The following is a 26682-nucleotide window of genomic DNA, read 5'->3' as shown; positions in this document are numbered from 1 at the left end:
AAAGGGGGTTACCTGTTTAATGCAGCAGGTAAAGGCTGCTCTTTATCCCACCCAAGCATCAAGGTATAACAGGCCTCCATCTGTGCTTCGCTAATTTTTGCAAGCTCTTTAAAATTGCTATCCGCCATCAGCTCTACAGCTTGACCATTGGGCGCTGTACAAATTACCCAATCATAGCTGCCAAGGCTGTTGCCATTCTCATCAAACAGCTCAGTTTTGTTATTAGCCTCATTTTGTTCTACAAAATCTTCTCTGCGTAATGGCGCCACACGAGTTTTAAAGTTTATAGTTGTATGCTTTAGTTCATCAGCCAAGGCACGACCCCAACTGGTCATTTTGGGCGTGCTGATATAACGCGCTTGGGTACTGCTCCATTGCTCCTTGGCTTGTATGTCAGCATTCTGAGCGGCATCGTCAGAAGGTATTAAGTCCACCACATTGGCATACCATGGCTGCAATAAATCACTTTGTAGCCATGGTTTGATAAACTGCTGAAAGTCAGCACTTTTGGCAGTAAAAAACTGCGCCCCAAATGCCCATTGCCAGTTTTTATGCGTTGCGCTGTCCGTGCGATAGCGTGTTGCTAAACGACCAACGCTACGGGATTTCTCAAAAATATTAATTTTAGGTGATACTGATTTACCATTTGCTTCAATAAAAATGCGCTCCAATAACGTAGCCGTAAATAAGCCAGTCAAACCCCCGCCAATAATCGCAATTTTCGGTATGGATTGTTCAGTCGTATGCAAAGTAGAATTAGTCATAATGACAATAAACCTTATAAAATATTTAGCAAAATAGTAAGTAGTCAGATGAAAGTAAGGGGATTATTCTAAAAAGTATTGAACCTCTAAAGCCTGCTAATATAGTTAATCCATTTTTAAAAGGTTACAGAACTACTAGGGTTAATTATTTGCAGCCTCTGTCTGCGCAGGCACAGCAAGCAAGAAAATTAACCCCAGTAGTACTTTATAATGTTTGTATTTCTTTTATTTAGGACCGACTATATCCATGATATCTCGGTAAAAAGCCATGCTATTCTTATAGCATGGCTTTTTACCTTGGCTTCCAATCATTTTTAAGCATTGACCCTATTCAAATTTTATTGATATTGAACCATCAATGTGATTTTGCCCGTTCTATCTTGACCACTTCGACCAGCTCGTTGATAACTGAGCTGTCAGCTAGGGTAGATAAATCACCCAATCCAACATATTGCCCTGCCGCTAGACTACGCAAAATACGGCGCATGATTTTACCAGAGCGCGTTTTGGGTAACACATTGACCATATAGATGGCATCTAGATTGGCAATCGGACCAATCTCAGAACGTACATGACGGTTTAATTCTGCTTTTAATGACTCAGTGACCGTCTCACTTGACTTTAAAATAACAAAAGCGCAAATACCCATACCACGTATATCGTGCGGCATTCCTACCACTGCTGCCTCTGCCGTCGCTGGGTGGGCAACTATCGCGCTTTCAATCTCTGCAGTACCCAGTCGATGTCCTGACACATTAAGCACATCGTCGACACGACCGGTAATCCAATAGTGACCATCTTCATCACGCTGCACCCCATCACCCGTAAAATAATAGCCGGGATATTCGGTAAAGTATGTCGCTAAAAACCGTGCATGGTCTTTATAAATAGTACGCATTTGACCCGGCCAGCTACTATTAATTGCCAAATTACCCTCAGCAGCACCATCGAGTGCGACGCCATCGGTATCAATAACTTCTGGTATGATTCCGTATAGCGGATTCATCGCTGCGCCCGGCTTCATTGCAACCGTTCCCGGTATGGGCGCGAGCATGATACCGCCCGTTTCTGTCTGCCACCAAGTATCGACAACCGGACACTTGCTGCCACCGACGACATGATAGTACCAGTCCCATGCTTCAGGATTAATTGGCTCACCAACCGTCCCAAGTAAGCGCAGACTTGAGCGATCCGATTCACGTACAAAGGTATCGCCCTCTTTCATCATGGCTCTGATAGCGGTCGGTGCAGTATACAAGACAGTAATTTGGTGCTTATCGATAATATGCCCAATGCGTGCCCATGTCGGATACTCTGGCACGCCCTCAAACATAACGGTCGTGGTGCCATTAGCAAGCGGTGCATAAGTGGCGTAGGTATGACCCGTCACCCAACCGACGTCTGCGGTACACCAATATACATCATCCTCTTTAATATCAAAAACATCACGAAACGTGGACAGCGCATAAGTAATGTAGCCACCTGTGGTGTGCAACACGCCTTTTGGCTTGCCTGTTGAACCAGAGGTATATAATAAAAATAGCGGGTCTTCTGCATTCATCACTTCAGGTTCGCAGTGCTGCGACTCACCATCGACCAAGCTATGGTACCAAATATCACGGTGACCACTCATCGGCACTGAGTTGCCCGTACGATGGACGACGATAACATTACTGACGCTGCCTGTTCCATCCATATCCAGCGCGCGATCGACATTGGCTTTGAGTGGCGTACGTTTGTTACCACGGATACCTTCATCAGCGGTAATGACCAGCTTAGACTGACTATCAATGATGCGATTACCCAAGCTCTCAGCGGAAAAACCGCCAAATACCACTGAATGTACCGCGCCAATACGCGTACATGCCAGCATGGCGACCATGGCTTCCGGTATCATCGGCATATAAAGGGTCACGCGATCGCCCTTTTTGACCCCAAGCTTGCGCATGGCATTACCTAAGCGACAAACCGCTTCATGCAGCTCTTTAAATGAGATGATTTTATGTAAGGAAGGATGATCCCCTTCCCAAATGATGGCAGGCTTGTAGGGGTTGTTTTTGACATGGCGATCCAGACAGTTGACTGAAATATTCAGCTCGCCATCTTCAAACCATTTAATGCGAAAATCGTCTAAGTCGTAGCTGACGTCACTGATTTTGGTGGGCTTTTTTATCCAATCAATCAGCTCGGCACGCTTCGCCCAAAAAGCATCTGTCGCTTCAGCTGATGCAATCGATTGCTTATATTGTTCAGCATACTGCTCGGCGGTGATATTGGCTGCGGCGAGGAATTCAGGCGCAATGGGAAATGATTTTTGAGTCATGAGCTTCATCCTTTTTTAATTATTATGACCTGTAGCAAACATCGCTGATAGCGAGGATTGGCACAGGCAATAAGGGTCATCTTCCATAATGGTGACACTCAAAGACAGTTTGACAAATATGCTGAATGGTTGCAAGGCATCAACCACTAATCGCAACAATTGCATATCACATCAGTATGTTTAACAGTGCAGATTCTATGGTAGATATTTTTTACCGCTTTTTTTTAAATGCAGTTGCAACAATGCTATTTAATCCTTGTAACCTGTTATAAAACATGGACAATAGCAACCTGATATCAAGCGCTATAATTGATATCGCCATTCTTTATATGACAATAGGCTCTATAAGACTTATTTGCTCTTTTAAAATCAGGAACTACCGACCATGGACAAGCACCGTACTGCCTCACAATACTCGCATTATGATGTCATCATCATTGGTGCTGGTGCGTCAGGGTTATATTGCGCATTAACCGCCGGTCGCCGTGGTCGCCGTGTATTAGTACTGGACCATGCCAATAAAGCCGGCAAAAAAATCCTTATGTCTGGTGGCGGGCGCTGTAACTTTACCAATTATTTTGTGGAGCCTGAGCATTTTATCGGTAGTAACCCACATTTTTGTAAATCAGCGCTTAGTCGATATCCGAGTTGGGAGTTTATCGGTATGGTTGAGCAGCATAAAATACCCTACCATGAGCGCGAGCATGGTCAGCTGTTCTGCGATGATTCGGCGCAAGATATCTTGACGATGCTGCTCGATGAATGTGTCGCTGTCGGCGTACAAGTCAGGCTCAATACCCAAGTCGACAGCGTACAAGCACTCGAAAACGATAAGAAGGCACGCTTTCAATTATCGACCAGTAAAGCGCTGAGCAAAAAAGAAAAGCAAGAAAGAAAAGAGGCTCCCGAGAACACTAAGCCTGTGCAAACGGTCTTTCGCTGTGAGTCACTGGTCGTGGCAACGGGCGGACTGTCCATTCCGACTATGGGGGCGAGTGGGTTAGGCTATGAGTTGGCACAGCAATTTGGTCATAGCCTTATCACGACTGATGCAAGCCTAGTGCCCTTTACGTTTACCGATAAAACTGGCGAGCTAATTCGTACGCTTGCTGGTATTAGTCTCCCTGTGATTGCCAGCAATGATCGCATCTCATTTAAATTGCCACTACTATTTACCCATCGTGGACTCTCTGGTCCTTCCATGTTGCAGCTGTCCAACTACTGGCATACAGGCGAAACCATCAGTATCAATCTGCTCCCCAATATCGATATGACCACCCTATTGCTTGCACATAAAAAAACACATCCAAGACAGCTTATCCGTACGGTATTGGCTGATTATACAGATAATGCCTTACCCAAAAAATTGCTTGCGGCTTTACAAACAACTCTGTGGGATGACATTAAAAACAAAGAGCTTGCCAATATTAAAGATGAGCGTTTAATTGAACTTGGTGAAACACTTAATGGTTGGCAGCTAAAACCTTCTGGCACCGAAGGCTATCGCACTGCTGAGGTCACGCGCGGCGGCGTCAAGACTGATGAAGTCTCCTCAAAAACCATGCAAAGTAATTATCAAGATGGTCTGTATTTTATTGGTGAAGTGCTGGATGTCACAGGCTGGCTCGGTGGTTATAACTTCCAATGGGCGTGGGCAAGTGGCTTTGTCTGCGGTGAGATAGTTTAAATCATATTGACCAAATCATAAAAAGCCACCTTACAAATTATCGCAAGGTGGCTTTTTTATTGACCGTCAAACCATTATGCTTGGTTTAAAAACGGATAATCGGTATAGCCTTCTGTGCCGCCACCATAGAAGCTCTGCGGATGTTGTTCATTTAGCGGCGCGCCTTCACGAATACGCTCAGCCAAATCAGGATTGGCGATATAATCACGGCCAAATGCCACGGCATCGATGTAGCCTGACTTGATGTTTCTTTCAGCCTTTTCCGCTGTATAACCACCTGCGGCAATGATTGTCTGATCAAAGGCATCGCGAACACGCTGACGGAACGCATCGCTATAAGGCGTTCCACCTGCCCAATCAGGCTCAGATAAATGCAAATACATAATAGCGCGTTGATTGATTTGCTCAATCAGCCAAATGTTTTCATCTTCGTTATATCCAGCTTCCACATTATTAAACGTACCAAGCGGTGAAATACGAATACCGACATGGTCCGCATCCCATGCGTCGACACAAGCATCAATCACAGCCAGCATCAAGCGCGCACGGTTCTCACGGCTACCGCCATATTCATCAGTACGCTGATTGGTATGCTCAGCCCAAAATTGATGTAATAGATAGCCATGTGCACCATGAATTTCCACTCCATCAAAACCCGCCTCTTTAGCGTTTTTGGTCGCAAGACCGAAATCAGCAATAACTTGCTCTATCTCTTCCAGTGTCGCAGGACGCGGTGTGGTCGCTTCAACTCGAATGGCTTGGTTGTTGCTATCGCGCAGTGAAGTACGTACTCCCACATGAACATCGGAGGCAGAGATCGGCGCCTTACCATCAGGCTGAACGCTTTCGTGCGCTACCAGACCAGTGTGCCAGAGCTGTACTACTATCTTGCCGCCTTTTGCATGGACATTATCGACAATGGTTTTCCACGCTGTCGTCTGATCCTCGGTATGGATACCAGGCGCGCCCGCATAGCCTTTTGCTTGAAAAGAAACCTGTGTCGCTTCAGCAATGACAAGCCCAGCACCGCTACGCTGTGAGTAATACTCGCCAGCAAGCGCTGTAGGGACATCACCGGGCTCGACAGAGCGCAAGCGCGTCAAAGGTGCCATAATGATGCGATTTTTTAGGGTTTGGGTGCCCATTTTGACGGGTTCGAATAAATTATCATGTGCCATAAAAAGCCTTATTTGCTGTTATAAAAATACGGTTATAGAATTTGTTAATGATGAATAATTCACACTTAATATTACGTCCAAAACGCATTAAGCACGCTATTCATAAGCCGTGTTCTTTATAGGGCGTAGATACGGTAATTCCAAGGAAAAATTACAAACAAAAATATCAATATGGCATGATATCGGTATTGATAATACTCATTATTCAAAGTCTCTTATTAGCATATTAAGCGAATGACTTTAATCAGATTGGCTGATTAAAGTCATTAAGCCTTTATCCAGCGGATGGCAACAGACAATCAAGATATCTTTTGGAGCGATGCTGCCCAGTACCACTACTTTTGAAGAGCTGGTCGAACGGGCGGTATTTTGGGAAGATTATGGGCAACGTTATCCCAATGGCTACGCGGTAAAAGACGCCAAATTTTTATTAGATGTAAATCGCAATGCGATTTTCTTCGATTTGGCGTGCCGATGGCGACAATAGGGAGTGCTTAGAAGGGCTATTTCGCCAAAAAAAAACCTGATTTTACACAGGTTTTTTTATATGAAATTTAAAAATAGTAAATATTTTATGATTTGAGCATCTTTTTAAAAGACAAATTCAAAGACAAATAAGTACCAAATAATATCACTATAGAGCCGATAATCGCGGGTGTATCCAATGCCTCGCCAAGCAGCAGATAGCCTAAAATAATGGCAAAAATCGGAATCACCAAAGTAATACTGGTCGCTCGTACCGGACCGATACTTTTAATCAACTGATTCATAAAAATCAGCGCGATGGCAGTCGAAAACACACCGATACAAATGACAGAAATCCAAGCGGTGAGACTGATGCTCTTGCCATAAGGAAACTCATAAACCGCCACAGGCAACATAATCACACTGGCAATGATAAGCGAGCCTGCGGTAATCGCTACTGGAGAGACATTTTCCAAGTAATTTCGAGTGATGTTTGCTCCAAGCGCGTAGCCAACACAGGCTAGTAATGCGTAGCCCATTGGCAATAACCCAGAACCTGACCCAACACCTTGCCCGCCAAATAAGTTCTCGCTCATTAGAATCATCACGCCGACCACACCGATGACCAAACCGAGAATTTGCTTTTTTGACAGTCTGTCTTTAAAAAATACACTGGCAATAAAGCCGCTTATCATTGGCACAGATGCATTAAGCACTGCCAATACGCCAGCGTTTACCGAGCGTGCTGAAAATGCAAACAAGATAAAGGGCACTGCTGCGGAGAACAGCCCAACCAACGTTAATACTTTCCAATTTTCACGAATGCCTACTCTGTTTTTCTTTTTTAGTATTACAAACACCAACATCGTCAGTCCAGCCAAGACCACACGTAGGCTGGCAAAAGCTAACGAGCCAAATTCAGGCACGCCAATACGATAAAAAATGAAAGACAGCGACCACATAAAAGATAAGGTGATAAAAATAATGAGGTCGCGGTTAGACATGAGAGGATCCTATCGAGCATTAGACAGTAAAAAAACCTCGATGATAACTGGTTAAGCGCTCAATAGGTATTGTATTTTCTGTACTTATCACAGATTTATTTTATAAATCCATCTTGTCCAAAATAAAATCGATGTCTTTGTCACCGCGCCCTGACAAATTAACCAAAATCGTCTCATCCGCTGACATATCTTTGGCTATTTTCATGGCATAAGCGATGGCATGTGCCGACTCTAAGGCAGGAATAATACCCTCAAGGCGCGATAATACCATAAACGCTTCTAAACATTCAGCATCAGTCGCTGATTCATAGGTCGCGAGCTCTAAATCTCGCAGGTGCGAATGCTGTGGTCCAACCCCTGGATAATCAAGACCGGAGGCAATTGAATGTACAGGAGCTGGCTCACCTTTTTCATCGAGCAATACATAACACTTAAACCCATGAATCTCGCCTTTCACGCCCAGTGACATCGTCGCCGCATGGTTAGGGGTATCCAAGCCTTCGCCTGCTGGTTCCACGCCTATTTTTTCTACATCTTTATCATCAAAAAATCCGCTAAACATACCAATGGCATTAGAGCCGCCGCCAATACAAGCAACTACCTTATTGGGCAGCTTACCCGTTGTCGTTAAGAACTGCGCCCGTGCTTCATGTCCGATCACCGATTGAAAATAGCTGACCATTTCAGGATAGGGCGCAGGTCCCAGTGCCGAGCCAATCGCAAACATACTGGTATCGAGCTCATTAAGATAGGTTTCAAAGGCGCTATCAACCGCTTCTTTTAGCGTACCAGCACCGCGCGAGACTGGTACGATATTGGCACCCAAAATCTTCATACGGCTGACGTTTGGATGCTCCTTTTTAATATCGACCACACCCATGTGAATCTCACACTCCATACCCATCAAGGCCGCTGCCGTTGCCAATGCTACGCCATGTTGCCCCGCGCCCGTTTCGGCAATCACTTTGGTTTTGCCTAATTTCTTGGCTAATAATACTTCACCCAAACAGTGATTAATCTTGTGCGCGCCCGTATGGTTTAAGTCTTCACGTTTAAAATAAATCTGCGCGCCGCCGCAATGCTCGGTCAAACGCTGCGCATGATAAATAGGACTTGGACGACCGACATAGGTCTCACGCAAGCGCTTCATCTCAGCGATAAAATCGTCATTTTTAATGATTTCACGAAAGCCTACTTCGATTTCTGCCATGGCTTTGGCCAGCTCGGGATGAGCAATTTTGCCACCGAACTCTCCGTATAAACCATCGTCATTGGGCAAAATTGATTGATGTAAACCGTAGCCAGTGGCGGTATTTTGCGTTGTCATAGTTAAGCCTTATCGTTTTAAATGGAGTATTAATATTGTTGTCTTTGCCGAATTATTTAGCTTTTTTAAGGATAAAAATAATTGAATGTATTTGCGTTCTAGTACATTGAAACAAGATGATAAGCGAAATTATTCAGAAGGTCAAGTCTGTACATTGATAGTTGTCAGCTTCAATCGTCAATCCTCACTACCACACTCCCATTGAATTCCAATCTCGCATCGGCAACAATGACAGTACGGATTTATAAAAGCCAAACTAAAAATCTCTGCCCAAAAGGACAAACAATGAAACTGCGCATTTTAAAGTCTGCTGTGACCAACCCTTGGTTTAACCTCGCGACCGAGGATTGGATATTTAATACGCTCAATCCCGACTCGCACACGCTATTTTTATGGCGCAATAGCGAGACCGTGGTCATTGGGCGCTCACAAAACCCATGGGTAGAATGCAAAATCAATAAGATGGAAGCTGACGATGTGTTTTTGGCACGGCGTCAGAGTGGCGGCGGCGCGGTATTTCATGATCTGGGCAATACTAACTTTACCTTTTTATCGCCCAAAGACGACTACGACCAAGAAGCGAACTTTACTATTATCATCAATGCGCTAAAAAAATTGGGTATAGACGCTGAGTTGTCTGGGCGTAACGACATGCAAGTCGGTGATAAGAAAATATCAGGTAGCGCCTTTAAACACGCGGCTGATCGCAGCTTTCATCATGGCACATTACTAGTCAATGCCAATATGCAAAAGCTGGGCGATTATCTTAATCCGCATCCACTTAAGCTAAAAGCAAAAGGGATTAAATCTGTCCGTGCGCGCGTCGCTAACTTGGTTGAGTTTAATGCAGACATCAATCATGAGACTTTATCCAAGGCGATTATCGAAGCGTTTTGTGAGTATTATGGTGATACTGCGCCAGTAGAAGAATTGGATGAAGCCAGTCTCGCCAAGCAACCTAACCTGAATAAATATTATCAACAAATGGCAGATTGGGATTGGCGCTTTGGCAAAACCCCTGAATTTACCCATCACATTGAGACGCGATTTGATTGGGGCATTATTGATTTGCACCTTGATGTGAAGCAAGCAGTGATACGCGAAGTGGTCATCTTCTCTGACGCGCTAAACGTTGAGTTGATTGATCTTTTAAAAGAATCACTGGCAGATGTTAAGTACGACAAGCATGAGATTAAAGCTAAGTTTGATGAGCTCAGCAGAGCGCATCCTGATTTGGCAACGCAGATTGACGATGTGTCGGATTGGCTAATTGGAGAGATGGAAGGGTAGATTTTCTACAAGACAAATAGTAGGCAATTAATTACATTTTAGTGGTTAATTGCTTGGTTAAGCAGATATAAAAAAACGGTAAGATAATTAGGGCGTGTCCCTAATCTGGAAAAGGGGGTTCAAAAGCCTTAAGATATAGAGACTATTTACCACATGGCTCTCTAAATTATGGCAAGAACAGTGCTCAATGATAATACATGGGAACAACTTCAAAGTACCATGAAAGCTCATGGCTGTCACACTTGGAAAAACGACAGACAAGTCATGGAAGCCATACTGTGGAAACTTCGTACAGGCGCGCCGTGGCGTGACATACCGAGTGAGCTATGTCCTTGGAAAACTGCCTACAATCGTTTCAATAGGCTGTCGAAAAAGGGTTTGTGGGCGCAATTTTTTTTGATCTACGAGCAAGTATTGATGAAGAATGGGTATTCGCAGATGGAAGCTACATCCGCTGTCATCAGCATTCAAGCGGTGCCAGACGAGGAGAGCTTCGAGCTACCGGAAAGTCACGAGGTGGAACCACTACTAAGATTCATCTCGCCGTCGATTCGCATGGAAACCCGATTGATTTTAAAATCACTGGGGGTGACGTCCACGACAGCCAAGCTGCAAACGATATCATAGCGATGTTAACGGATGCGACCTACTTCATTGCTGATAAAGCTTATGATTCTGAAACCATCAGAACCAAGTTAAAGCAAGACAATATAAGCCCTGTCATCCCCAAGAGAAAAAATGCCAAGCAGCCTGATTTAGCGTTTGATCACTATTTATACAAGCTACGACACTTAGTTGAAAACACGTTTGCAAGGCTAAAACACTTTCGTAGTATTGCGACTCGCTACGAAAAACTGGCTCGAAATTATAAGTCTATGCTGTATCTGGCTTGTACTATGATTCATTGCAAACTGAATTAGGGACACGCCCTAATCTCACCGTTTCTATATTTCACCTAAACCATTCAAACCTTAGATCCCCGCCGCAACCTCAGCCCCATCACGAATCGCACGTTTGGCATCCAGCTCAGCCGCCAGCTTAGCACCACCGATAAGATGATACTGTGCATCTGGCGCATCACCAACGTTTGGCATCAGCTCAACGACCGACTCTTGACCAGCACAGACGACGACACTATCGACACGTAGTAACTGGCTTTGACCTTGGTTATTAGTGATCCAAATACCTTCATTGGTGATCTTATCGTACTTCGCACCTGATACTTGGATGACGCCGTGTGATTTGACATGAGCACGATGTACCCAGCCAGAGGTTTTATTGAGCCCACTACCCAAGCGACCTTTGGTACGCTGCATCAAGTACACTTGGCGGATAGGCTTAATGGCTTCAGGCTTGATTAGTCCGCCCTCGGTTTGATAGTCGGTCGCAGAAGTGACGCCCCATTCTTCACGCCATTCTTCGATAGACTGGGCTTTTGGACGATAGCTTGGGTCTTTGAGCAATTCAGGCCCTAGCTCATCAAGCGGCTGACCATGTTTGGCGGTCAAATATTCACTAACGTCAAAACCAATACCACCAGCACCGATGACCGCAACGGTTTCGCCAACTGATTTTTCACCAGAGAGTAATTCAGCATAGCTCATTACTTGTGGCAAATCCGCGCCTTCCAGTTTGCCAGCGAGGCTTCGTGGAACAACACCAGTTGCGACGATAACGTGATGGAATTTGGCTTTCTCAAGCATGGCTTTATCGACTTTGGTATTGAGTTTGATTTCAACACCTAAGTGCTCGAGCTCATTGATATAGTAGCGAATGGTCTCAAAGAACTCTTCTTTACCAGGGATAACTTTGGCGTAGTTAAACTGACCGCCTAAGATGTCTTTTGCTTCAAATAGCGTGACCTTATGACCACGTAGCGCGGCGACGTGAGCGGCTGACATGCCAGCGACACCGCCACCAATGACTGCGACCTTTTTAGGTTTTTTGGCTTTTTTATAAACCAATTCAGTCTCGTAGCAGGCTTGGGGATTGACCAGACAAGTTGAGCGTTTATTCTCAAAAGTATGGTCAAGACAGGCTTGGTTACAGGCAATACAGGTATTAATACGATCTGCCTGACCATTTTTGGCTTTATTCACCCAATGGGCATCGGCTAAAAATGGACGCGCCATCTGAATCATATCTGCCTGACCACTGGCGACGATTTCTTCTGCCGTTTCTGGCATATTGATACGGTTGGCTGCCATCATTGGGATGCTGATGTGTTTTTTAATTTCAGCGGTAAAATCAACAAAGGCCGCACGCGGTACACTAGTGACAATCGTCGGAATGCGAGCTTCATGCCAGCCGATGCCCGTATTCATGATGGTCACGCCCGCCTCTTCTAACGCTTTGGCAACAGTGATGACTTCGTCCATGACGTTACCGTCTTTGACCAAATCAATCACTGATAAGCGAAATAAGATAATAAAGTCTTCACCGGCAGCTTCACGTACCGCTTTGACCACGTCGACCGCAAACTTCATACGATTTTGAATGTCGCCGCCATATTCATCAGTACGCTTATTCACATGACGGGATAAAAACTGATTCAGCAAATAGCCTTCTGAGCCCATGATCTCCACACCGTCATAACCAGCTTGCTTGGCAAGTTTAGCCGAACGGGCATAATCTTTTACCGTTTGTTCGATGTTTTTAATACTCATCTTACGCGGTTTAAATGGTGAGATTGGCGATTTAATCGGACTTGATGAGACTGCAAATGGATGATAGCCGTACCGACCACTGTGCAAGATTTGCATGATTATTTTGCTGTCATACTTATGCGCAGCACGGGTCACGCGTTGATGGTTAATCACGTCAGCACGCGTATTCATGGTGCCACCAGCAGGCAGTAACCACCCTTCACGATTGGGCGAAATACCGCCCGTAATCATCATCGCTACGCCGCCTTTGGCACGTTCGGCAAAATATGCTGCCAGTTTACCGTAGTTATAAAAACGGTCTTCAAGCCCCGTATGCATCGAACCCATCACCATGCGGTTTTTAAGCGTGGTAAAGCCCAAATCTAATGGCTCAAATAAATGCGGGTAGTGTGCATTAGTGCTGGTGGTCTCAATAGAAGTGGCAGTACGGCTGGCGGACATATCATTTTCCTTATGAATGGTTTATGAGAATATTTTTTAGGAATGCTTTGTAAGAGTGCTTATATTGCTCGTGCTATAGGATTTAGCGTTACGGTATCGTACCACACCGCCATTATCATCAGCTATGCAGACAAGCGACTGATGAGTGAACACTAATTAATAGCGGCGCTGAACGATCCTATTAATTAGTGAGGTTTTTTGCAGATAGTTAAATAAACTCCACAAAACCTGTCCAAATTTTGCCTGCGACTGTCTATAATAATCAGACCCTGATACAGTTGATTGGCGACAGCAAAGCACCATTACTGCGTCATCGACTATAAAAACATACGATAAAGGACTATCTGCATGACAGACTTCCATACCGGTCTCGGCAAAAATTCTGCCAACCATCAACCGCTTACTCCTATTGATTTTATCATCCGTAGTGCTCAGGTCTATCCTGACAGAACCGCTATTATCTATGACGACTTAGAACATAATAACCTCACCCAAACGTGGCAACAGACTTATGATCGTTGCAGACAACTGGCGGATGGTCTGCGTAAATTAGGCATTGATAAAAATGACACAGTTGCAGTCATGATGCCAAACACCCCAGCAATGGTCGAATGCGCTTTTGGCGTACCCATGTCAGGCGGCGTACTTTGTACACTGAACACCCGCCTCGATATCAATGCGCTGACCTTTTGTCTACAGCATTCAGAAGCCAAAGTATTGATTCTAGACAGCGAGTTTGCTGAACATGCTGAAATGATCGATGAAACCTTTCCAAATCTAATCGTGATTCATGTGACAGATGCGGCGCTCGATATTAAAGGTTTTGGCAGCATGAGCTACGAATCATTAATCGCCAGCTCAGACAGTTTGGATAATTGGGAAAAACCATTAGATGAATGGGATGCTATCGCGCTCAACTATACCTCTGGCACGACGGGTAAGCCCAAAGGCGTGGTCTATCATCATCGCGGTGCGACGCTCAATGCCGTCTCCAATATTTTAGATTGGGATATGCCCAAGCACCCTATGTATCTATGGACGCTGCCATTATTTCATTGTAATGGTTGGTGCTTTCCGTGGACGATTGCCGAACGTGCTGGAGTCAATGTATGCTTGCGCAAGATTGACGCTGATTTGATTTTGCAGCTGATTGCTAAGCATAAAGTGACTCATTATTGCTCAGCACCCGTGGTACATAATATGATTGCAGGCGGCAAACCAGAATATAAAGACGCCATTAATCATGAAGTCAAAGGCTGGGTTGCTGGTGCGCCGCCGTCTGAAACCATGCTCGCCGCCATGGAAGCAATGGGCTTTCATATCTCGCATGTTTATGGTCTGACCGAAGTCTATGGACCGGTTACTGTATGCGCTGAGCAGCAAGAATGGGATGAGCTGGATGTCGCTACTCGTGCGCAAAAGAAGTCGCGTCAGGGCGTGACCTCGCATTTGATGAGTGGCTTTGAGCTGTTTAAACAAGGGACTACTGAGCCAGTTGCTGCTGATGGCGAAGAGATGGGCGAGCTGGCACTGCGCGGCAATATGGTGATGAAAGGTTATCTAAAAAGTCGTAAAGCCACCGAAGAAGCCTTTACTGATGGCTGGTTCCGCACCGGTGATTTAGGGGTCAAATATCCTGACGGCTATATCAAAATTATGGACAGGCTTAAAGACATCATCATCTCAGGCGGTGAAAACATCTCTAGTATCGAAGTCGAGAACGTCTTATATAAAATGCCCGAAATCCAAAGCTGTGCGGTCGTCGCCGCGCCGCATGATAAATGGGGCGAAGTACCGGTGGCATTTATCGAGATTCATGAAGGCAGCACTTTACAGCACGATCATGTGATGGAACATTGCAAACAGCACCTTGCTGGCTTTAAAGTACCTAAATATATTATCTTTGCTGAAATCCCAAAGACAAGCACTGGTAAAGTGCAGAAGTTTGAGCTGCGTCAAGCAGCCAAATCATTGGCACACGAAACGCCAAAAGTAACGGCTAGTGCTAAGTAAGCTTTTATCAATGATGATTCATAATACTGAATCATCATTGATAAAAAAGGTCAGCCTAATGAATGTAGGCTGACCTTTTTATTGTGCTAAAAAAACCAAGCTCATTATTAATCAAACAACTAATTAAGCTTTGGCTCCAGCCATTGATACACCAGCATCCCAACTATCATCGCTGGGATAAAAACATATGCCTGCCACTGCCCTGTACCGAGCAGCACAATACCAGGACCTGGGCAAATACCCACCAAGCCCCAGCCGATACCGAATAGCATCGCGCCGATTAACAGTTTTTTATTAATCACTGTTTTGCTTGGCATATCTATTGAAGTGCCAATCCAGCTGGTCTGTTGACGCTTAGCCAATTGGACACCAACGATGGCAACTATTAAACCGCCACCCATCACCAATGCAAGGGAAATATCCCATGCACCAAAGACGTCCAAAAAGCCCTGTACTTTAACAGGATCAGTCATACCTGAGATTAATAACCCAATACCAAATAGCAGACCTGCCAGTAACCCAATTATATTTTTTAGCATCATTATGTCTCGCACTTCATTCGTGGATATAAGCTTTTATGAATCATATTCAACGTTGTCTTAGCAATGTGTTGTTTAAATTAAGCCCAAAAGATGTCGACCAATATAAACCGTCACAATACCAAATAACATAAAGGTCACTGTTGCCGCCATCGACCGTGGCGACAGTCGCGCATTACCACAAATACCATGTCCGCTGGTACAGCCTGAACCTAAACGCGTCCCAAAACCAACCAATAGCCCTGCACCGATTAATAACGGTATCGAGGTACTGATTTCGATATCAGGTAACGGTCTAAATAAACTATATAATAATGGCGAGAGAATCAGACCTGCAATAAATAATACCTGCCACATCTCGACGCGCTTAGGTTTAAGAAGACTTGAGAAAATACCACTAATACCCGCAATACGACCAATGCCCAACAGCAAGATAACCGTTGCAACGCCTAGCATCAGCCCGCCTACCAAGGAAATTGGCGTAAAAGCTTGCCAGTCTATTTGTATACCCATAATGATTACCTAAGCTGATTTTTTATTAAAAATGGTTTTATATCTTCAATTGAGTTTAACAACGATATTGTACTACTGCTATAAACGATTTTTTATTGTTTATATCTTACTACATATTATTTTACATAAATACATTATATTATAAAACATAATGAAAAAGTAAAAAAATACTGAACATTGCGTCACGCATTGCTCAGTATCTCTTCATTTGATGGCTGACTGGCTTAATAAATATAGTCGTTAATAAACGAGTCAGCCTCTCAAATCATTTTGCTAAGACTTCATCAAGCGCTTTTTCAAAACGCTCTACCGCGCCGTCGATATCGGTCAATTTATCCAAACCAAATAGACCTAAACGGAACGTTTTGAAGTTATCAGGCTCACCGACTTTTAACGGTACGCCAGCAGCGATTTGCAATCCAGCTTCAGCAAAAGCACTGCCTTTATGGATATCATCACGGTCAGTATAAGATACGACAACACCTGGAGCTTCAAAACCTTTGGCAGCAACGCTTTCAATACCTTTATCTGCCAGTACCTTACGGACGCGGTTGCCAAGCTCCCATTGTGCATCACACAATTTATCAAAGCCAATCTCTTTTGCTTCCAAGATAGTATCGCGGAATTGACGCAAGCTATCGGTTGGCATAGTCGCATGATAAGCGTGACCGCCGTTTTCGTACGCACGCATGATGGTTAACCATTGCTTTAAATCAAGGCTAAAGCAGTTAGACTCCGTGGTTTCTACCTTTTTGATAGCAGCGTCACTGAGCATAACCAGACCTGCACATGGTGTGCTACTCCAGCCTTTTTGCGGCGCACTGATGAGCACATCAATGCCCAATTTTTTCATATCTAACCATACACAACCTGAAGCGATACAGTCAATAACCAATAAACCGCCAACACTATGTACGGCCGCGCTTAATGCTTTGATGTAGTCTTCTGACAAGATAATGCCCGACGACGTTTCAACGTGCGGCGCATAAACGACAGCAGATTTGTCTGCTTTAATTTTGGCAACGGCCGTTTCGATATCCACTGGCGCAAATGGTTTTGGCGCTTCCGTATCTTCTGTACGCTCAGCCGTTAGTACCGTAGATGATTTGGCAAATTTGCCTTTTTCTAATATTTGCGTCCAACGATAGCTAAACCAACCGTTACGGATGATGAGACAATCTTCATCAATGGTCAGTTGACGGGCGACTGCTTCCATGCCGTAGGTACCAGAACCTGGAATAATAACCGCGGCTTCAGCGTTATAGACTGTTTTTAGGTTGCTGAGCAAATCATTCATCACCTCTTGGAAGGCTTTTGACATATGATTAAGGGCGCGGTCGGTATAAACCACTGAATATTCTAATAAGCCGTTTGGATCAATATCTTGACGTAATGCAGTCATGTGACGCTCCTGTCTGTTGTAATATTTTTTAAGTATGAGTGATAACAAAATCTAGATACTGTCTTAGCAAATTCAGGTCAGCTATTATTTTAATCAAACATCTTTTGACCAACGTAATATGATAGCCAGATACGTTTATAGATAGCATTCACTAAGTACGAATATCGAGTAATAATTGAGAATATGACGCAGGGTGGACGATGTAGCACTTTATCCTAGCGCTATTGCCGTTGACGGTGGTATCTTTTACGTCGTTGATGTCATCAGATATTGAGTGAAAGCGCATAAGATACGCAAACCATTATCGTTGCTACGCGGTAGTTGGCTGATAACAGTAGCGATTGAAAATGATTGACTGGATAGATAAAAGTTAAATAGTATAAAGACGCTGGTATTGTAACGAATACCGCTCGAGTATCCTAAAAACAGTCCCTATTCATCGATCAAGCATCATCACTTAATATCGTCATAACAGCTCGATATTAGCACTGATAATGCAGGTTGACAATGCTATGTTTGCGTTAAAACCATACTGATACAATTTCTTATTTTTGATGATAAAAGGCAACTATCAGTGATTCCGATGGGCGTCTTGTAGACCTGATACCACAAAGTCGAGTAATTCATTATCACCTTCGCGTGCCGCCTTACGCATGAGCTTGGAGGGCGCATGGGTCAAATTTTGCGTTAAGCGCCGTGTCAGCTCAATCATAATATCTTCAGGGTTAGCACTATCGCCTTGCAGCTCTGCGATAGACGACTGCAATAGTTTGTTTACCTGCTCATGAGTACGCGCGCGATATTGCTGAATATCCTTGCCTACTTGGCGCACTTGAAAGCGGCGATCCATCTCAACCACCAATTGACTGACCAACAGCTCAGCATCTACTGCTGCTTGCCGGCGTTGTTCGATATTACCGGCTATCACATGCTGCAAATCATCGACAGAATATAGATAAACGTCATCTATCCGGCTGACAGTCGAATCAATATCACGCGGCACCGCCAAGTCAATCATCAGCATCGGCTGATAGCGACGGCTCTTTAGTGCCCGCAGCGTCATGGTTTTATCAATCAATATGTCCATGCTACCGCTACAGCTGCTCACAATATCGGCTTCTGCCAATACTTGTGGCAGCTCTTGCAGCGTTCTGACTTCGATCCGGCGATTGGGATTGCGCAGCTCAGCCGCTAACGCTTCTGCGCGTTCAGGATTACGGTTGCAAATAATAACGCGACCGACTCCAAGACCTGCAATATGCGTCGCTACCAAGCGGTTCATCTCGCCAGCGGCTACCACCAGCAAAGTACGAGTTGGCAAATCATCAAAGATTTGCGTCACCAGTTTGGCAGCAGCATAGCTAAGTGACACAGCTTGTGCGCCAACTTGGGTCTCATTACGTACTCGTTTTGCCGCTGCAAATACCTGATCAACAATCCAACCTAGCTGATTGCTAAGCGCTTTTTGATCTTGCGCCATATGCACAGCGCGCTTGATTTGCCCCAGTATCTGCGGCTCACCCAATATCATAGAGTCAAGACCTGCAGCCACTCGTAGCCAATGGGTTAAAGCATGCGTATCTCGATGGACATACAAATAAGGGTCAATCTCATCCAGTGGTAACTGCTTAAAACCTGCAAGCCAAGTTTTAATTTTTAGGATGTGAGCGCTGATGATAGTCGCTGAGAGGTTGGCGCTATTGTTAGCCGTCATACTAGACTCTATAACTGAAGTCTCTACAACTGCTGAGGCTGAATTTGGCAATAATGTGTTTGGTGATAATATGCTTTCTGGGACCAATGAATAAATCTCTGTACGGTTGCAGGTGGACACTATCACGCTACCATCGCTAAAGCCTTGTAGCTGCGCAAGTGCGATATTGACCTCATCACCGACAAGCGCCAAGCGCTCTCGTAGAGCGACTGGTGCAGTTTTGTGATTGACCCCAATGACCACTAATCTCATTATTGACAGACCATAAATATGATATTCACTCGCCAACCAAACACCTTTAGCGGTTTTTAAAAAATTAAAATCCTATTTTTCAAAGACAGCTTTTGACAAGAAATCTTTGAAAAATAGCTTTTAATAGGCAACTTTGAAAGTAAAATAATAAAAAGCGCTTATTATATCATTATTGATAGCTTTATTTAACACTCACCTCTATAAGCCAGCATTTTGTCTGTATCTGGGCGCATGGCTTACAAATCAACTGCAATTACTGGTTTAATATTCTAACATTTGCATATAATTTTACTTAAAGCTAACAATATTATGCTTAAACTCGGATGCTACTAGAATAAATTTACACTATTACTGATGCCTAAGTAACACGGCTGCTATTGTGTATCCCTTCATGCTACTCTTATAATGTTTGACATCATTATTCGTCACAGATATCTGTTTTTAAAACGATTATAATAAACCCAGCCTTCTATGCTGCAAATCCTTTTACTAGGCATAGAAACAAGGTCAGAATAGGTAAATACTGCACGCTATGGTCTTTTTTGGGTCTTCATTTAGACGACAATCTACGCATAATGCTCAATCTAGCCTTAGTGCTTTATTGCATGCTCTCATTGAGCGGCTATGCCAACGTTATAAGCTAGCGTTTTCGTTGGCGGTTTGTTTGTGCCTAGGATTCCCTGCCTATGCTGACCATGCCATTGTCTCACCAAACATAGCTTTGCCCAAAGTCTCTCCCACTAACACTAGTAGTGCCACCGTTACCAGAACCATTAATGCCTCTAGTCAAGTCATTAACAGTCACACACCAGTGACTAAAAGCATCGATAATAAAAATTTGATAACTGATGCCTCGATAGCCGAAAGCACTCCGTCATCTGACCTCAATAAAATAAGCAATGAACCAAGCTTGTATGCCTTATTAGATGCAGAATTTTCTGTAAATCGTGATGATACCGAGCGTGCGCTGATTATCTATAAGCAGCAATCTTTTAAGCAAGATGCCACAGCCGTATTTGAGCGCGCGCTGAGCTTATCATTACGTAATGACAGGGTCGAAGAATCTTTACAATTTGCCAAAGCATGGCAAGATGAAAACCCAGACCATGTGCCTGCTTGGTTTTATGTCGCTCATTTGGCACTGCGGGCGCACGATTATGATTTGGCGGGCGAAACTCTAAATCGCATCTTGAGCTATGATCCTCGCGCCGACCTTAGCGAAATTCTGATTGGCATTTACCCAAACAGCGATGATGATAAGCGTGAATTACTCGCCGCTCTGCAACCTATCGCCAGTGAACAAAACGCCTCGCTGTCAGTCTTAAAAGCTGGCTTGCTTTATCAGTTTAATGAACCTGAGATTGCCATCGTTCATATCAATCGAGCAGTTGAGCGCCAGCCTGATTATGTGCCTTTTATTACCTTAAAAGCAGATATCTTGCGCAAAATCGAAACGCCAGAAGCAGTCATTGAGTATCTCAGCCAAGCACGCTTGCGCAATGCTGACAGTAAGAATCTATACTTGTATGAGATTCGCTATTTGCTTGATTTGAAACAGAATGAGCAAGCGTGGCAGCTGTTGTTAGGCGCTCATCAGCGCTTTGCCGATGATGCTGAGATTACCTTATTAGCGGCACTGGTTAGCTTAGATATTGAAAAATATACTAGTGCCGATCAATTGCTTAATACGCTTGCCAAAAATCCCGCTTATTTAGATCAATCTTATTATTATCTGGGCATCAGTGCCGAGCGTCAGCAAAACTTTGAGCAAGCCAAATACTATCTCAATGCTGTCATGCAAGAGGACTTGGTATTGGAAGCTCGACGAAAAGTGGTCGCATTAGACTTACTCAATAATAATGTTGATGCCGCTATCGCAACGTTAGAAAAGCTGCGTAAAGACTTTAGCGTCTTCGCTCCTGATAGCTTTGTGCTACAAGCCGATATCTTATGGCAACAGAATGAACCTGCAGAAGCCTTACGACTATTAACTAAGGCTGCTCGTAAATACCCTGATAATGAGATGCTGCTTTTTGCACGCGCCCAGCTCCTTGATGATAAAGAGGACTATATCGTCAAGCGTACCTTACTTAATCATTTGCAAGCGCTTGACCCCAGCAATCCTGCTTATCAGCTGAGTTACGCCCAGTTATTGCTGGCTAATGAGCGTGGTTCTGAGCAAGGATTGGCATTGGCGACGGCGATCATACAAATACGCTACGATGACCCTCGCTATGACAATGAGCTGCATCTGCAAGCCCTCAATGTACTGGCAAGTAATGCACTAGCAAACGAGAATTATCAGCAAGTGATCGACTATCTGCAAACGCCTTACGATGTGCTCCCTACTTTACGCTCAGGGACATTGCTATTACGCGCTTATCAAGGCTTAGGCGACAATGAAAAAGTTGATGCTTTACTTGCCGACTTGCAGCAGCGCTTCTCATTTGGGCAACACAATATCAATGACCGTATACAATTGTATTAATAACAAACGATATAATTAATAAGTAATAGCGTAGTGCTTCTAAGTCCTCGAATACGACATCCTATTATTACAAGTCATGTATAAGAAGCTAACAGCCACGCATAACTGAGTAACAAATACCACTTAAGCTAACCTGCTCTCGAAACAAAAATTTTGCAAATTTGTCCATTTTTGAGGAAACATCATGTCTACCCTGCGATCTTTTTATAAACCTAATAAATTGACCCTATTTGCCGCTATGACAGCAGCAATGGTAATTACCTCTGGCTGTCAGTCTATGAAGACCGCCAACGCGACCAACCAGCCTAGCACAACCATTCAAGGTCAAAACCCTGAGCAACCAAAGAAACTTGAGAGCTTTAATATTACAGGTAAGATTGGTGTTACAACGGCTGCGAGTGATACAACAGGGGCTCAAGGCGGCAGTGCATTTTATGCATGGGGTCAACAGAATGATCGCTTTGCCATTGAACTCATTGGTGCGTTAGGCATTGGTAAAACCAATATCGAATACAATGGTCAATCTGCGACTTTGGTGAGCGAAAAAACCGGTACTTTGAATGCGGCTGACCCTGAAACCCTGCTTAAAAAAGCCACCGGTTGGCAAGCACCTATCTCTCAGATGCCTTACTGGATTTCTGGACGCCCAGCGCCTTCAGACAGCGCACCGCAGCTTGATGCTCAAAACCGTCTAATTAGCTCTGTAAATGGCGAATGGCGTGCCAGCTTCAGCTACAAAGGCAATGATAAATTACCAAATAAAATCAGTGCAGTTCAATCGCAAGGTAATAAAGTTGTTATGACAATTGATCATCAAAAGTAATAGCACCAATTAGATTTGATCGCTATTGCAAACAGCCATTTTTATAAATGGCTGTTTGCGTTTAAAAATTGCACCTGAGAATTGTGACCATCATTTATGACTAAAAACGCGACTTCTGCATCGGTTATTACTCGCCTATCACCAGCAAAGATTAATTTATTTTTGCATATTACTGGTCAGCGCGCTGATGGTTATCATAATTTGCAAACGGTGTTTCGCCTGCTCGATTGGGGCGATTATTTGCATTTTTCAATAGCAGATGAATTAATAATTATTATTGATAGCGTAGCAGACAATAATTCTGTAGATAATAGTAGCCTCTGTGGTCATCTACTCACGCTAAGTGGTGCCGACACCATAACCAGCAGCATAGAGGACAATTTGATCTTTAAGGCGGCTAATGCCTTACTTGTAGCTGCGCTAGACTCAAATTCGCTACCTAAGAATCTACAGAAAGTGTCAGTGAGGTTAGATAAGCACTTACCGATGGGCGCAGGCTTAGGTGGTGGCTCGTCCAATGCCGCAACGACATTATTAGTCTTAAATAAAATATGGCAGATTAATTTTGATCAAGATACGCTTATAAAAATTGGCACAAGCATTGGCGCTGATGTGCCAATATTTATCTTTGGACAAGATGCTATTGCGATGGGCATTGGCGAAGAGCTGACAGCGATTGATTTGCCCGAGCAACAGTATTTAGTATTGACCCCTAATGCTCACGTTAATACTGCCGAGCTTTTTGCGCACCCCAAGCTACAGCGAGATATCGCCCTGCTATCAATTAAGACCATTCAAAACCAGTCCAATGACTATGTGCAACATTTAAACACGCCTTATCAAAATGTCTTTACGCCAGTGGTGACCAGTCTTGCTCCTGCCGTCAATGAAGCATTACGCTATTTGCAAGAGTTAGAGACTCAAGCACTGAGCACAGCAAGAATGACTGGCTCAGGTAGCGCAGTATTTTTGCCTTTGGATGCAGGTGTGATATCTGATAAAGCGCGTTTGGCAAAGTGGATTGAAGAGGCGCCCTGTCCTGCCTATTTAGTTCGTAATTTATGAGTTAGATTTGAGCTATAGTGTGAAAGTAAAGGACTATACATACAGTGTAAAAAGTTTTATGGATCCAATACCCGTTTTATTTTTGACCTATTTTTTAATAAAAGCTATAAAAAGGCGCAAATGACTTGCAAAATCTGAAAATTTAATTATAATAGGTCGCCTCAATAGGGGTATAGCCAAGTTGGTAAGGCATCAGGTTTTGATCCTGACATCCGTTGGTTCGAGTCCAGCTACCCCTGCCATTTTTAAGCTCAAAGCATTAGATGTGTACTTATTATAAGCAGTTTATAGACAGCCGCTTATCTTATCGACATTGACAATGTTACCCCAGTTTCGGTATAGTTCGCAATGAACACCGTTAGGGAAAAGTTATGTTGTAGACGGTTTATCCGTTTATAAAATAACGAACAGGTCGTGACGCTATTCTAAGCGTAATTTTATTAAAAGTTGCTATTAGATATCGACGTACACAGCCTAGACATTACAGGGGTATAGCCAAGTTGGTAAGGCATCAGGTTTTGATCCTGACATCCGTTGGTTCGAGTCCAGCTACCCCTGCCATTTTTTACTGTAATAGTAGTCATCAATACTTTTCAATACTCTTTTCTTAATTTGAGCAGTTTGACACTGCTTAGCGGTCGCTGCTTGAGTCAATCAATAGGACTTCTGTCATGCCTTATTTGGCGATTTTTACGGGTAATGCTCACCCTGAATTAGCAAAAACCGTAGCCGATCATCTTCACATACCTCTTGGTAAAGCTGACATCACGCGTTTTTCTGATGGCGAAATTGCCGTGGAAATCAAAGAACACGTACGCGGTAAAGACGTGTTTATCATGCAGCCTACTTGTGCACCGACCAACGACAATTTGATGGAAATCATGATGATGGCCGACGCCTTGCGTCGTTCTAGTGCTGGCCGTATCACCGCTGTCATGCCTTACTTCGGTTATGCCCGTCAAGACCGTCGTCCGCGTTCAGCTCGTGTACCTATCTCGGCCAAAGTCGTCGCTGACATGCTAAACATCGTTAGTATCGATCGCGTCATGACCGTTGATTTGCACTCAGATCAGATTCAGGGCTTCTTTGATATCCCAGTCGATAACATCTACGGTACCCCTGTATTATTGAACGATCTTAAAAAACAAGATTATGACAACATCATGGTAGTTTCACCTGACGTTGGCGGTGTGGTGCGTGCGCGTGCCATGGCTAAGCAATTGGGCGATACAGATATGGCGATTATTGATAAACGCCGTGCCCGTGCCAATGAGTCACAAGTGATGCACATCATCGGTGATGTTCGTGACCGTGATTGCGTCATCGTTGATGATATGGTCGATACCGCAGGTACGTTATGCAAAGCCGCTGAAGCGCTTAAAGCAAATGGTGCACGCCGCGTAGTGGCTTATATCACGCATCCTGTATTATCTGGTAATGCGCTTAAGAACATCAGTGAATCAGAATTGGATGAGATTGTCGTTACTGATACGATTCCATTGTCTGATGCTGCCAAAGCTTGCAGCAAGATTCGTCAAGTGAGCATCGCGCCAATGTTGGCTGAAAGCTTACGCCGTATTAATAACGAAGAATCTATCAGCGCGATGTTTGACGCTTAAGAGTTATCGTAGATTGAAAAAAGCGCCAAGTTTCATTACTTGGCGCTTTTTTATTTAATGATTTTAATTAACAGTTTTGAGCTGTTGTTTGTATAGGTGTTTTTCATAACGATCTTGCATAAGGGTTTTGCCCAGCTATTTTACGTAGGTCTTTCTTATTATTAGCTAATCACGTATAATGCGCGCCTGTGCTGACCGTTTTTTATGATTTAAAACAGTCGGTATTATTAAAAGTGCTGATCACGTTTAAAATAATGATTTTCTTGATAATTTTTATGATGGGAATCATTAGGTTAAGCACATGGCTAGATTTGATTATCGGCGTTTATCACGCCCGACAAATACTAGCTATCATCACGTATTAGTGGATTGGTCGCAAATCCACTTTTTTATGACCAGACACTTCATCATTTTTTTATAGGATTACATCCATGACTATTAATCATTTTGCATTAAACGCAGTTGATCGTTCTGCTGAGCTTCAAGGTAAAGGTGCGAGCCGCCGCCTACGTAAGCAGAACCTAGTTCCTGCTATCATCTATGGTGGTGGTGAGCAGCCAACAGCTATCTCTATCAAAATCAATGAGCTAGTAAAATCACTAGAATTTGAAGCGTTTTTCTCACACATCTTGACTTTGAATGTAGATGGCGAAGAGCATCAAGTAGTTATTAAAGACTTGCAACGCCATCCTGCTAAAGGTTTCCCAATGCATGCTGATTTCCAGCGTGTTGTGAAAGGTCAGAAAATTAACATGAATGTTCCTGTTCATTTTTCTGGTCGTGAAGAAGCGCCTGGCACTAAGGCTGGTGGTGTTCTATCAACACTAGTAACTGACATCGAAATCGTTTGCATACCATCACAGTTACCTGAATATCTAGAAATAGATGTATCTGGTATGGAAATTGGCGATTTGTTCCGTCTGTCAGACATCACTCTTCCTGAAGGCGTGGTTATTGCTGAGCTTGAATTAGAAGATGGTCATGACCGTACGATCGTGAACATGCAGCCACCAACGGTTGAAGAAGTTGACGAAGCTGCTGAAGTGGATGCTGCTGACGTACCTGCGACTGAGCAAGGTACTGACGAAAGCAAAGACGGCGAGTAATAA

21 protein-coding genes and 2 tRNA genes are annotated in these 26682 nt (G+C 43.9%); 12 read left to right on the top strand and 11 right to left on the bottom strand.

Features of this window, described 5'->3' with window-relative positions; translation table 11 throughout:
• Positions 1 to 8 precede the first annotated feature (8 nt).
• The 3 genes from JMX89_RS12765 to JMX89_RS01055 form a co-directional block, all read right to left on the bottom strand.
• On the bottom strand, positions 9 to 764 hold the full coding sequence (locus JMX89_RS12765) for an NAD(P)-binding protein (protein ID WP_227672973.1): 756 nt from the start codon (positions 762 to 764) through the stop codon (positions 9 to 11).
• A gap of 355 nt (positions 765 to 1119) precedes the next feature.
• Complete coding sequence (acs, locus tag JMX89_RS01060) at positions 1120 to 3087, bottom strand: acetate--CoA ligase (RefSeq protein ID WP_201550517.1); 1968 nt, start codon at positions 3085 to 3087, stop codon at positions 1120 to 1122.
• A gap of 15 nt (positions 3088 to 3102) precedes the next feature.
• On the bottom strand, positions 3103 to 3252 hold the full coding sequence (locus tag JMX89_RS01055; RefSeq protein ID WP_181209436.1) for a hypothetical protein: 150 nt from the start codon (positions 3250 to 3252) through the stop codon (positions 3103 to 3105).
• 220 nt (positions 3253 to 3472) lie between these two features.
• On the opposite strand from JMX89_RS01055, the gene JMX89_RS01050 reads away from it, so the two are divergent.
• The gene (locus JMX89_RS01050) at positions 3473 to 4774 is read left to right on the top strand and encodes an NAD(P)/FAD-dependent oxidoreductase (protein WP_201550516.1); all 1302 of its coding nucleotides are present in this window, start codon (positions 3473 to 3475) and stop codon (positions 4772 to 4774) included.
• Between the two features lie 74 nt (positions 4775 to 4848).
• On the opposite strand, the gene JMX89_RS01045 is transcribed toward JMX89_RS01050, so the two are convergent.
• Positions 4849 to 5952 carry an alkene reductase gene (locus JMX89_RS01045; protein ID WP_020442567.1) on the bottom strand — a complete coding sequence of 368 codons (1104 nt, stop codon included), beginning with the start codon at positions 5950 to 5952 and terminating at the stop codon, positions 4849 to 4851.
• A 319-nt stretch (positions 5953 to 6271) separates the two neighbouring features.
• Here JMX89_RS01045 and JMX89_RS01040 point away from each other — a divergent pair, with 319 nt between their 5' ends.
• The gene (locus JMX89_RS01040; protein WP_201550514.1) at positions 6272 to 6439 is read left to right on the top strand and encodes a hypothetical protein; all 168 of its coding nucleotides are present in this window, start codon (positions 6272 to 6274) and stop codon (positions 6437 to 6439) included.
• Positions 6440 to 6524: 85 nt separating this feature from the next.
• On the opposite strand, the gene JMX89_RS01035 is transcribed toward JMX89_RS01040, so the two are convergent.
• A complete protein-coding gene (locus JMX89_RS01035; RefSeq protein WP_201550511.1) occupies positions 6525 to 7421 on the bottom strand; it encodes a DMT family transporter in 897 nt (298 codons plus the stop codon).
• 100 nt (positions 7422 to 7521) lie between these two features.
• A complete protein-coding gene (gene trpB / locus JMX89_RS01030; protein WP_201550508.1) occupies positions 7522 to 8748 on the bottom strand; it encodes a tryptophan synthase subunit beta in 1227 nt (408 codons plus the stop codon).
• Positions 8749 to 9033: 285 nt separating this feature from the next.
• On the opposite strand from trpB, the gene JMX89_RS01025 reads away from it, so the two are divergent.
• Complete coding sequence (locus tag JMX89_RS01025) at positions 9034 to 10038, top strand: lipoate--protein ligase (protein WP_201530512.1); 1005 nt, start codon at positions 9034 to 9036, stop codon at positions 10036 to 10038.
• A 168-nt stretch (positions 10039 to 10206) separates the two neighbouring features.
• Positions 10207 to 10958 (top strand): IS5 family transposase gene (locus JMX89_RS01020; protein ID WP_201550505.1). Its coding sequence is split into 2 segments (ribosomal slippage): positions 10207 to 10429 and positions 10429 to 10958, totalling 753 coding nucleotides; the frame shifts between segments, so codons are not numbered across the junction.
• A gap of 51 nt (positions 10959 to 11009) precedes the next feature.
• Here the strand turns inward: JMX89_RS01020 and JMX89_RS01015 are convergent.
• Positions 11010 to 13145 (bottom strand): NADPH-dependent 2,4-dienoyl-CoA reductase, encoded by a 2136-nt coding sequence (locus JMX89_RS01015; protein ID WP_201550503.1) that lies wholly within the window; start codon positions 13143 to 13145, stop codon positions 11010 to 11012.
• A gap of 348 nt (positions 13146 to 13493) precedes the next feature.
• On the opposite strand from JMX89_RS01015, the gene JMX89_RS01010 reads away from it, so the two are divergent.
• On the top strand, positions 13494 to 15158 hold the full coding sequence (locus JMX89_RS01010; RefSeq protein WP_201550500.1) for an AMP-binding protein: 1665 nt from the start codon (positions 13494 to 13496) through the stop codon (positions 15156 to 15158).
• Between the two features lie 119 nt (positions 15159 to 15277).
• On the opposite strand, the gene JMX89_RS01005 is transcribed toward JMX89_RS01010, so the two are convergent.
• The 4 genes from JMX89_RS01005 to hemA form a co-directional block, all read right to left on the bottom strand.
• The gene (locus JMX89_RS01005) at positions 15278 to 15700 is read right to left on the bottom strand and encodes a DUF6691 family protein (protein WP_201550497.1); all 423 of its coding nucleotides are present in this window, start codon (positions 15698 to 15700) and stop codon (positions 15278 to 15280) included.
• A 72-nt stretch (positions 15701 to 15772) separates the two neighbouring features.
• On the bottom strand, positions 15773 to 16210 hold the full coding sequence (locus tag JMX89_RS01000) for a YeeE/YedE family protein (protein WP_011512564.1): 438 nt from the start codon (positions 16208 to 16210) through the stop codon (positions 15773 to 15775).
• Between the two features lie 265 nt (positions 16211 to 16475).
• Positions 16476 to 17612, bottom strand: coding sequence for an aminotransferase class V-fold PLP-dependent enzyme (locus JMX89_RS00995; protein WP_181209425.1), 1137 nt, complete (start codon positions 17610 to 17612; stop codon positions 16476 to 16478).
• Positions 17613 to 18183: 571 nt separating this feature from the next.
• Positions 18184 to 19578: a glutamyl-tRNA reductase gene (gene hemA, locus JMX89_RS00990; protein ID WP_201550494.1), complete on the bottom strand. Its 1395-nt coding sequence runs from the start codon at positions 19576 to 19578 to the stop codon at positions 18184 to 18186.
• Between the two features lie 532 nt (positions 19579 to 20110).
• Between hemA and JMX89_RS00985 the strand changes: the two genes are divergently transcribed.
• The 7 genes from JMX89_RS00985 (at position 20111) to JMX89_RS00955 (ending at position 26679) form a co-directional block, all read left to right on the top strand.
• On the top strand, positions 20111 to 22066 hold the full coding sequence (locus JMX89_RS00985; protein WP_201550491.1) for a tetratricopeptide repeat protein: 1956 nt from the start codon (positions 20111 to 20113) through the stop codon (positions 22064 to 22066).
• A 184-nt stretch (positions 22067 to 22250) separates the two neighbouring features.
• Positions 22251 to 22889, top strand: a complete 639-nt coding sequence (gene lolB / locus JMX89_RS00980) for a lipoprotein insertase outer membrane protein LolB (protein ID WP_201530518.1) — start codon at positions 22251 to 22253, stop codon at positions 22887 to 22889.
• 96 nt (positions 22890 to 22985) lie between these two features.
• Positions 22986 to 23954, top strand: coding sequence for a 4-(cytidine 5'-diphospho)-2-C-methyl-D-erythritol kinase (ispE, locus tag JMX89_RS00975; RefSeq protein ID WP_201530519.1), 969 nt, complete (start codon positions 22986 to 22988; stop codon positions 23952 to 23954).
• A gap of 166 nt (positions 23955 to 24120) precedes the next feature.
• Positions 24121 to 24196: transfer RNA gene (locus tag JMX89_RS00970), tRNA-Gln, on the top strand.
• 243 nt (positions 24197 to 24439) lie between these two features.
• Positions 24440 to 24515: transfer RNA gene (locus tag JMX89_RS00965), tRNA-Gln, on the top strand.
• 110 nt (positions 24516 to 24625) lie between these two features.
• Positions 24626 to 25573 (top strand): ribose-phosphate pyrophosphokinase, encoded by a 948-nt coding sequence (locus JMX89_RS00960; protein ID WP_201530520.1) that lies wholly within the window; start codon positions 24626 to 24628, stop codon positions 25571 to 25573.
• Positions 25574 to 26004: 431 nt separating this feature from the next.
• Complete coding sequence (locus JMX89_RS00955) at positions 26005 to 26679, top strand: 50S ribosomal protein L25/general stress protein Ctc (protein WP_011512557.1); 675 nt, start codon at positions 26005 to 26007, stop codon at positions 26677 to 26679.
• Positions 26680 to 26682 lie beyond the last annotated feature (3 nt).

The sequence above is a fragment of the Psychrobacter sp. DD43 genome, from assembly GCF_904846555.1.
Lineage (GTDB): Bacteria > Pseudomonadota > Gammaproteobacteria > Pseudomonadales > Moraxellaceae > Psychrobacter > Psychrobacter cryohalolentis.
This window is presented reverse-complemented; position numbering and strand designations above follow the sequence as displayed.

Bases quoted from the DNA above. Each gene is read 5' to 3' on its own strand.
- JMX89_RS00995 (WP_181209425.1), bottom strand. From the start codon at position 17,612: ATGACTGCATTACGTCAAGATATTGATCCAAACGGCTTATTAGAATAT.
- JMX89_RS01010 (WP_201550500.1), top strand. From the start codon at position 13,494: ATGACAGACTTCCATACCGGTCTCGGCAAAAATTCTGCCAACCATCAA.
- JMX89_RS01035 (WP_201550511.1), bottom strand. From the start codon at position 7,421: ATGTCTAACCGCGACCTCATTATTTTTATCACCTTATCTTTTATGTGG.
- JMX89_RS01045 (WP_020442567.1), bottom strand. From the start codon at position 5,952: ATGGCACATGATAATTTATTCGAACCCGTCAAAATGGGCACCCAAACC.
- JMX89_RS00955 (WP_011512557.1), top strand. From the start codon at position 26,005: ATGACTATTAATCATTTTGCATTAAACGCAGTTGATCGTTCTGCTGAG.
- JMX89_RS01005 (WP_201550497.1), bottom strand. From the start codon at position 15,700: ATGATGCTAAAAAATATAATTGGGTTACTGGCAGGTCTGCTATTTGGT.
- ispE (WP_201530519.1), top strand. From the start codon at position 22,986: ATGACTAAAAACGCGACTTCTGCATCGGTTATTACTCGCCTATCACCA.
- JMX89_RS01000 (WP_011512564.1), bottom strand. From the start codon at position 16,210: ATGGGTATACAAATAGACTGGCAAGCTTTTACGCCAATTTCCTTGGTA.
- JMX89_RS00985 (WP_201550491.1), top strand. From the start codon at position 20,111: ATGGTCTTTTTTGGGTCTTCATTTAGACGACAATCTACGCATAATGCT.
- lolB (WP_201530518.1), top strand. From the start codon at position 22,251: ATGTCTACCCTGCGATCTTTTTATAAACCTAATAAATTGACCCTATTT.
- hemA (WP_201550494.1), bottom strand. From the start codon at position 19,578: ATGAGATTAGTGGTCATTGGGGTCAATCACAAAACTGCACCAGTCGCT.
- trpB (WP_201550508.1), bottom strand. From the start codon at position 8,748: ATGACAACGCAAAATACCGCCACTGGCTACGGTTTACATCAATCAATT.
- JMX89_RS00960 (WP_201530520.1), top strand. From the start codon at position 24,626: ATGCCTTATTTGGCGATTTTTACGGGTAATGCTCACCCTGAATTAGCA.
- JMX89_RS01055 (WP_181209436.1), bottom strand. From the start codon at position 3,252: ATGCAATTGTTGCGATTAGTGGTTGATGCCTTGCAACCATTCAGCATA.
- JMX89_RS01040 (WP_201550514.1), top strand. From the start codon at position 6,272: ATGCTGCCCAGTACCACTACTTTTGAAGAGCTGGTCGAACGGGCGGTA.
- JMX89_RS01015 (WP_201550503.1), bottom strand. From the start codon at position 13,145: ATGTCCGCCAGCCGTACTGCCACTTCTATTGAGACCACCAGCACTAAT.
- JMX89_RS01025 (WP_201530512.1), top strand. From the start codon at position 9,034: ATGAAACTGCGCATTTTAAAGTCTGCTGTGACCAACCCTTGGTTTAAC.
- JMX89_RS12765 (WP_227672973.1), bottom strand. From the start codon at position 764: ATGACTAATTCTACTTTGCATACGACTGAACAATCCATACCGAAAATT.
- JMX89_RS01050 (WP_201550516.1), top strand. From the start codon at position 3,473: ATGGACAAGCACCGTACTGCCTCACAATACTCGCATTATGATGTCATC.
- acs (WP_201550517.1), bottom strand. From the start codon at position 3,087: ATGACTCAAAAATCATTTCCCATTGCGCCTGAATTCCTCGCCGCAGCC.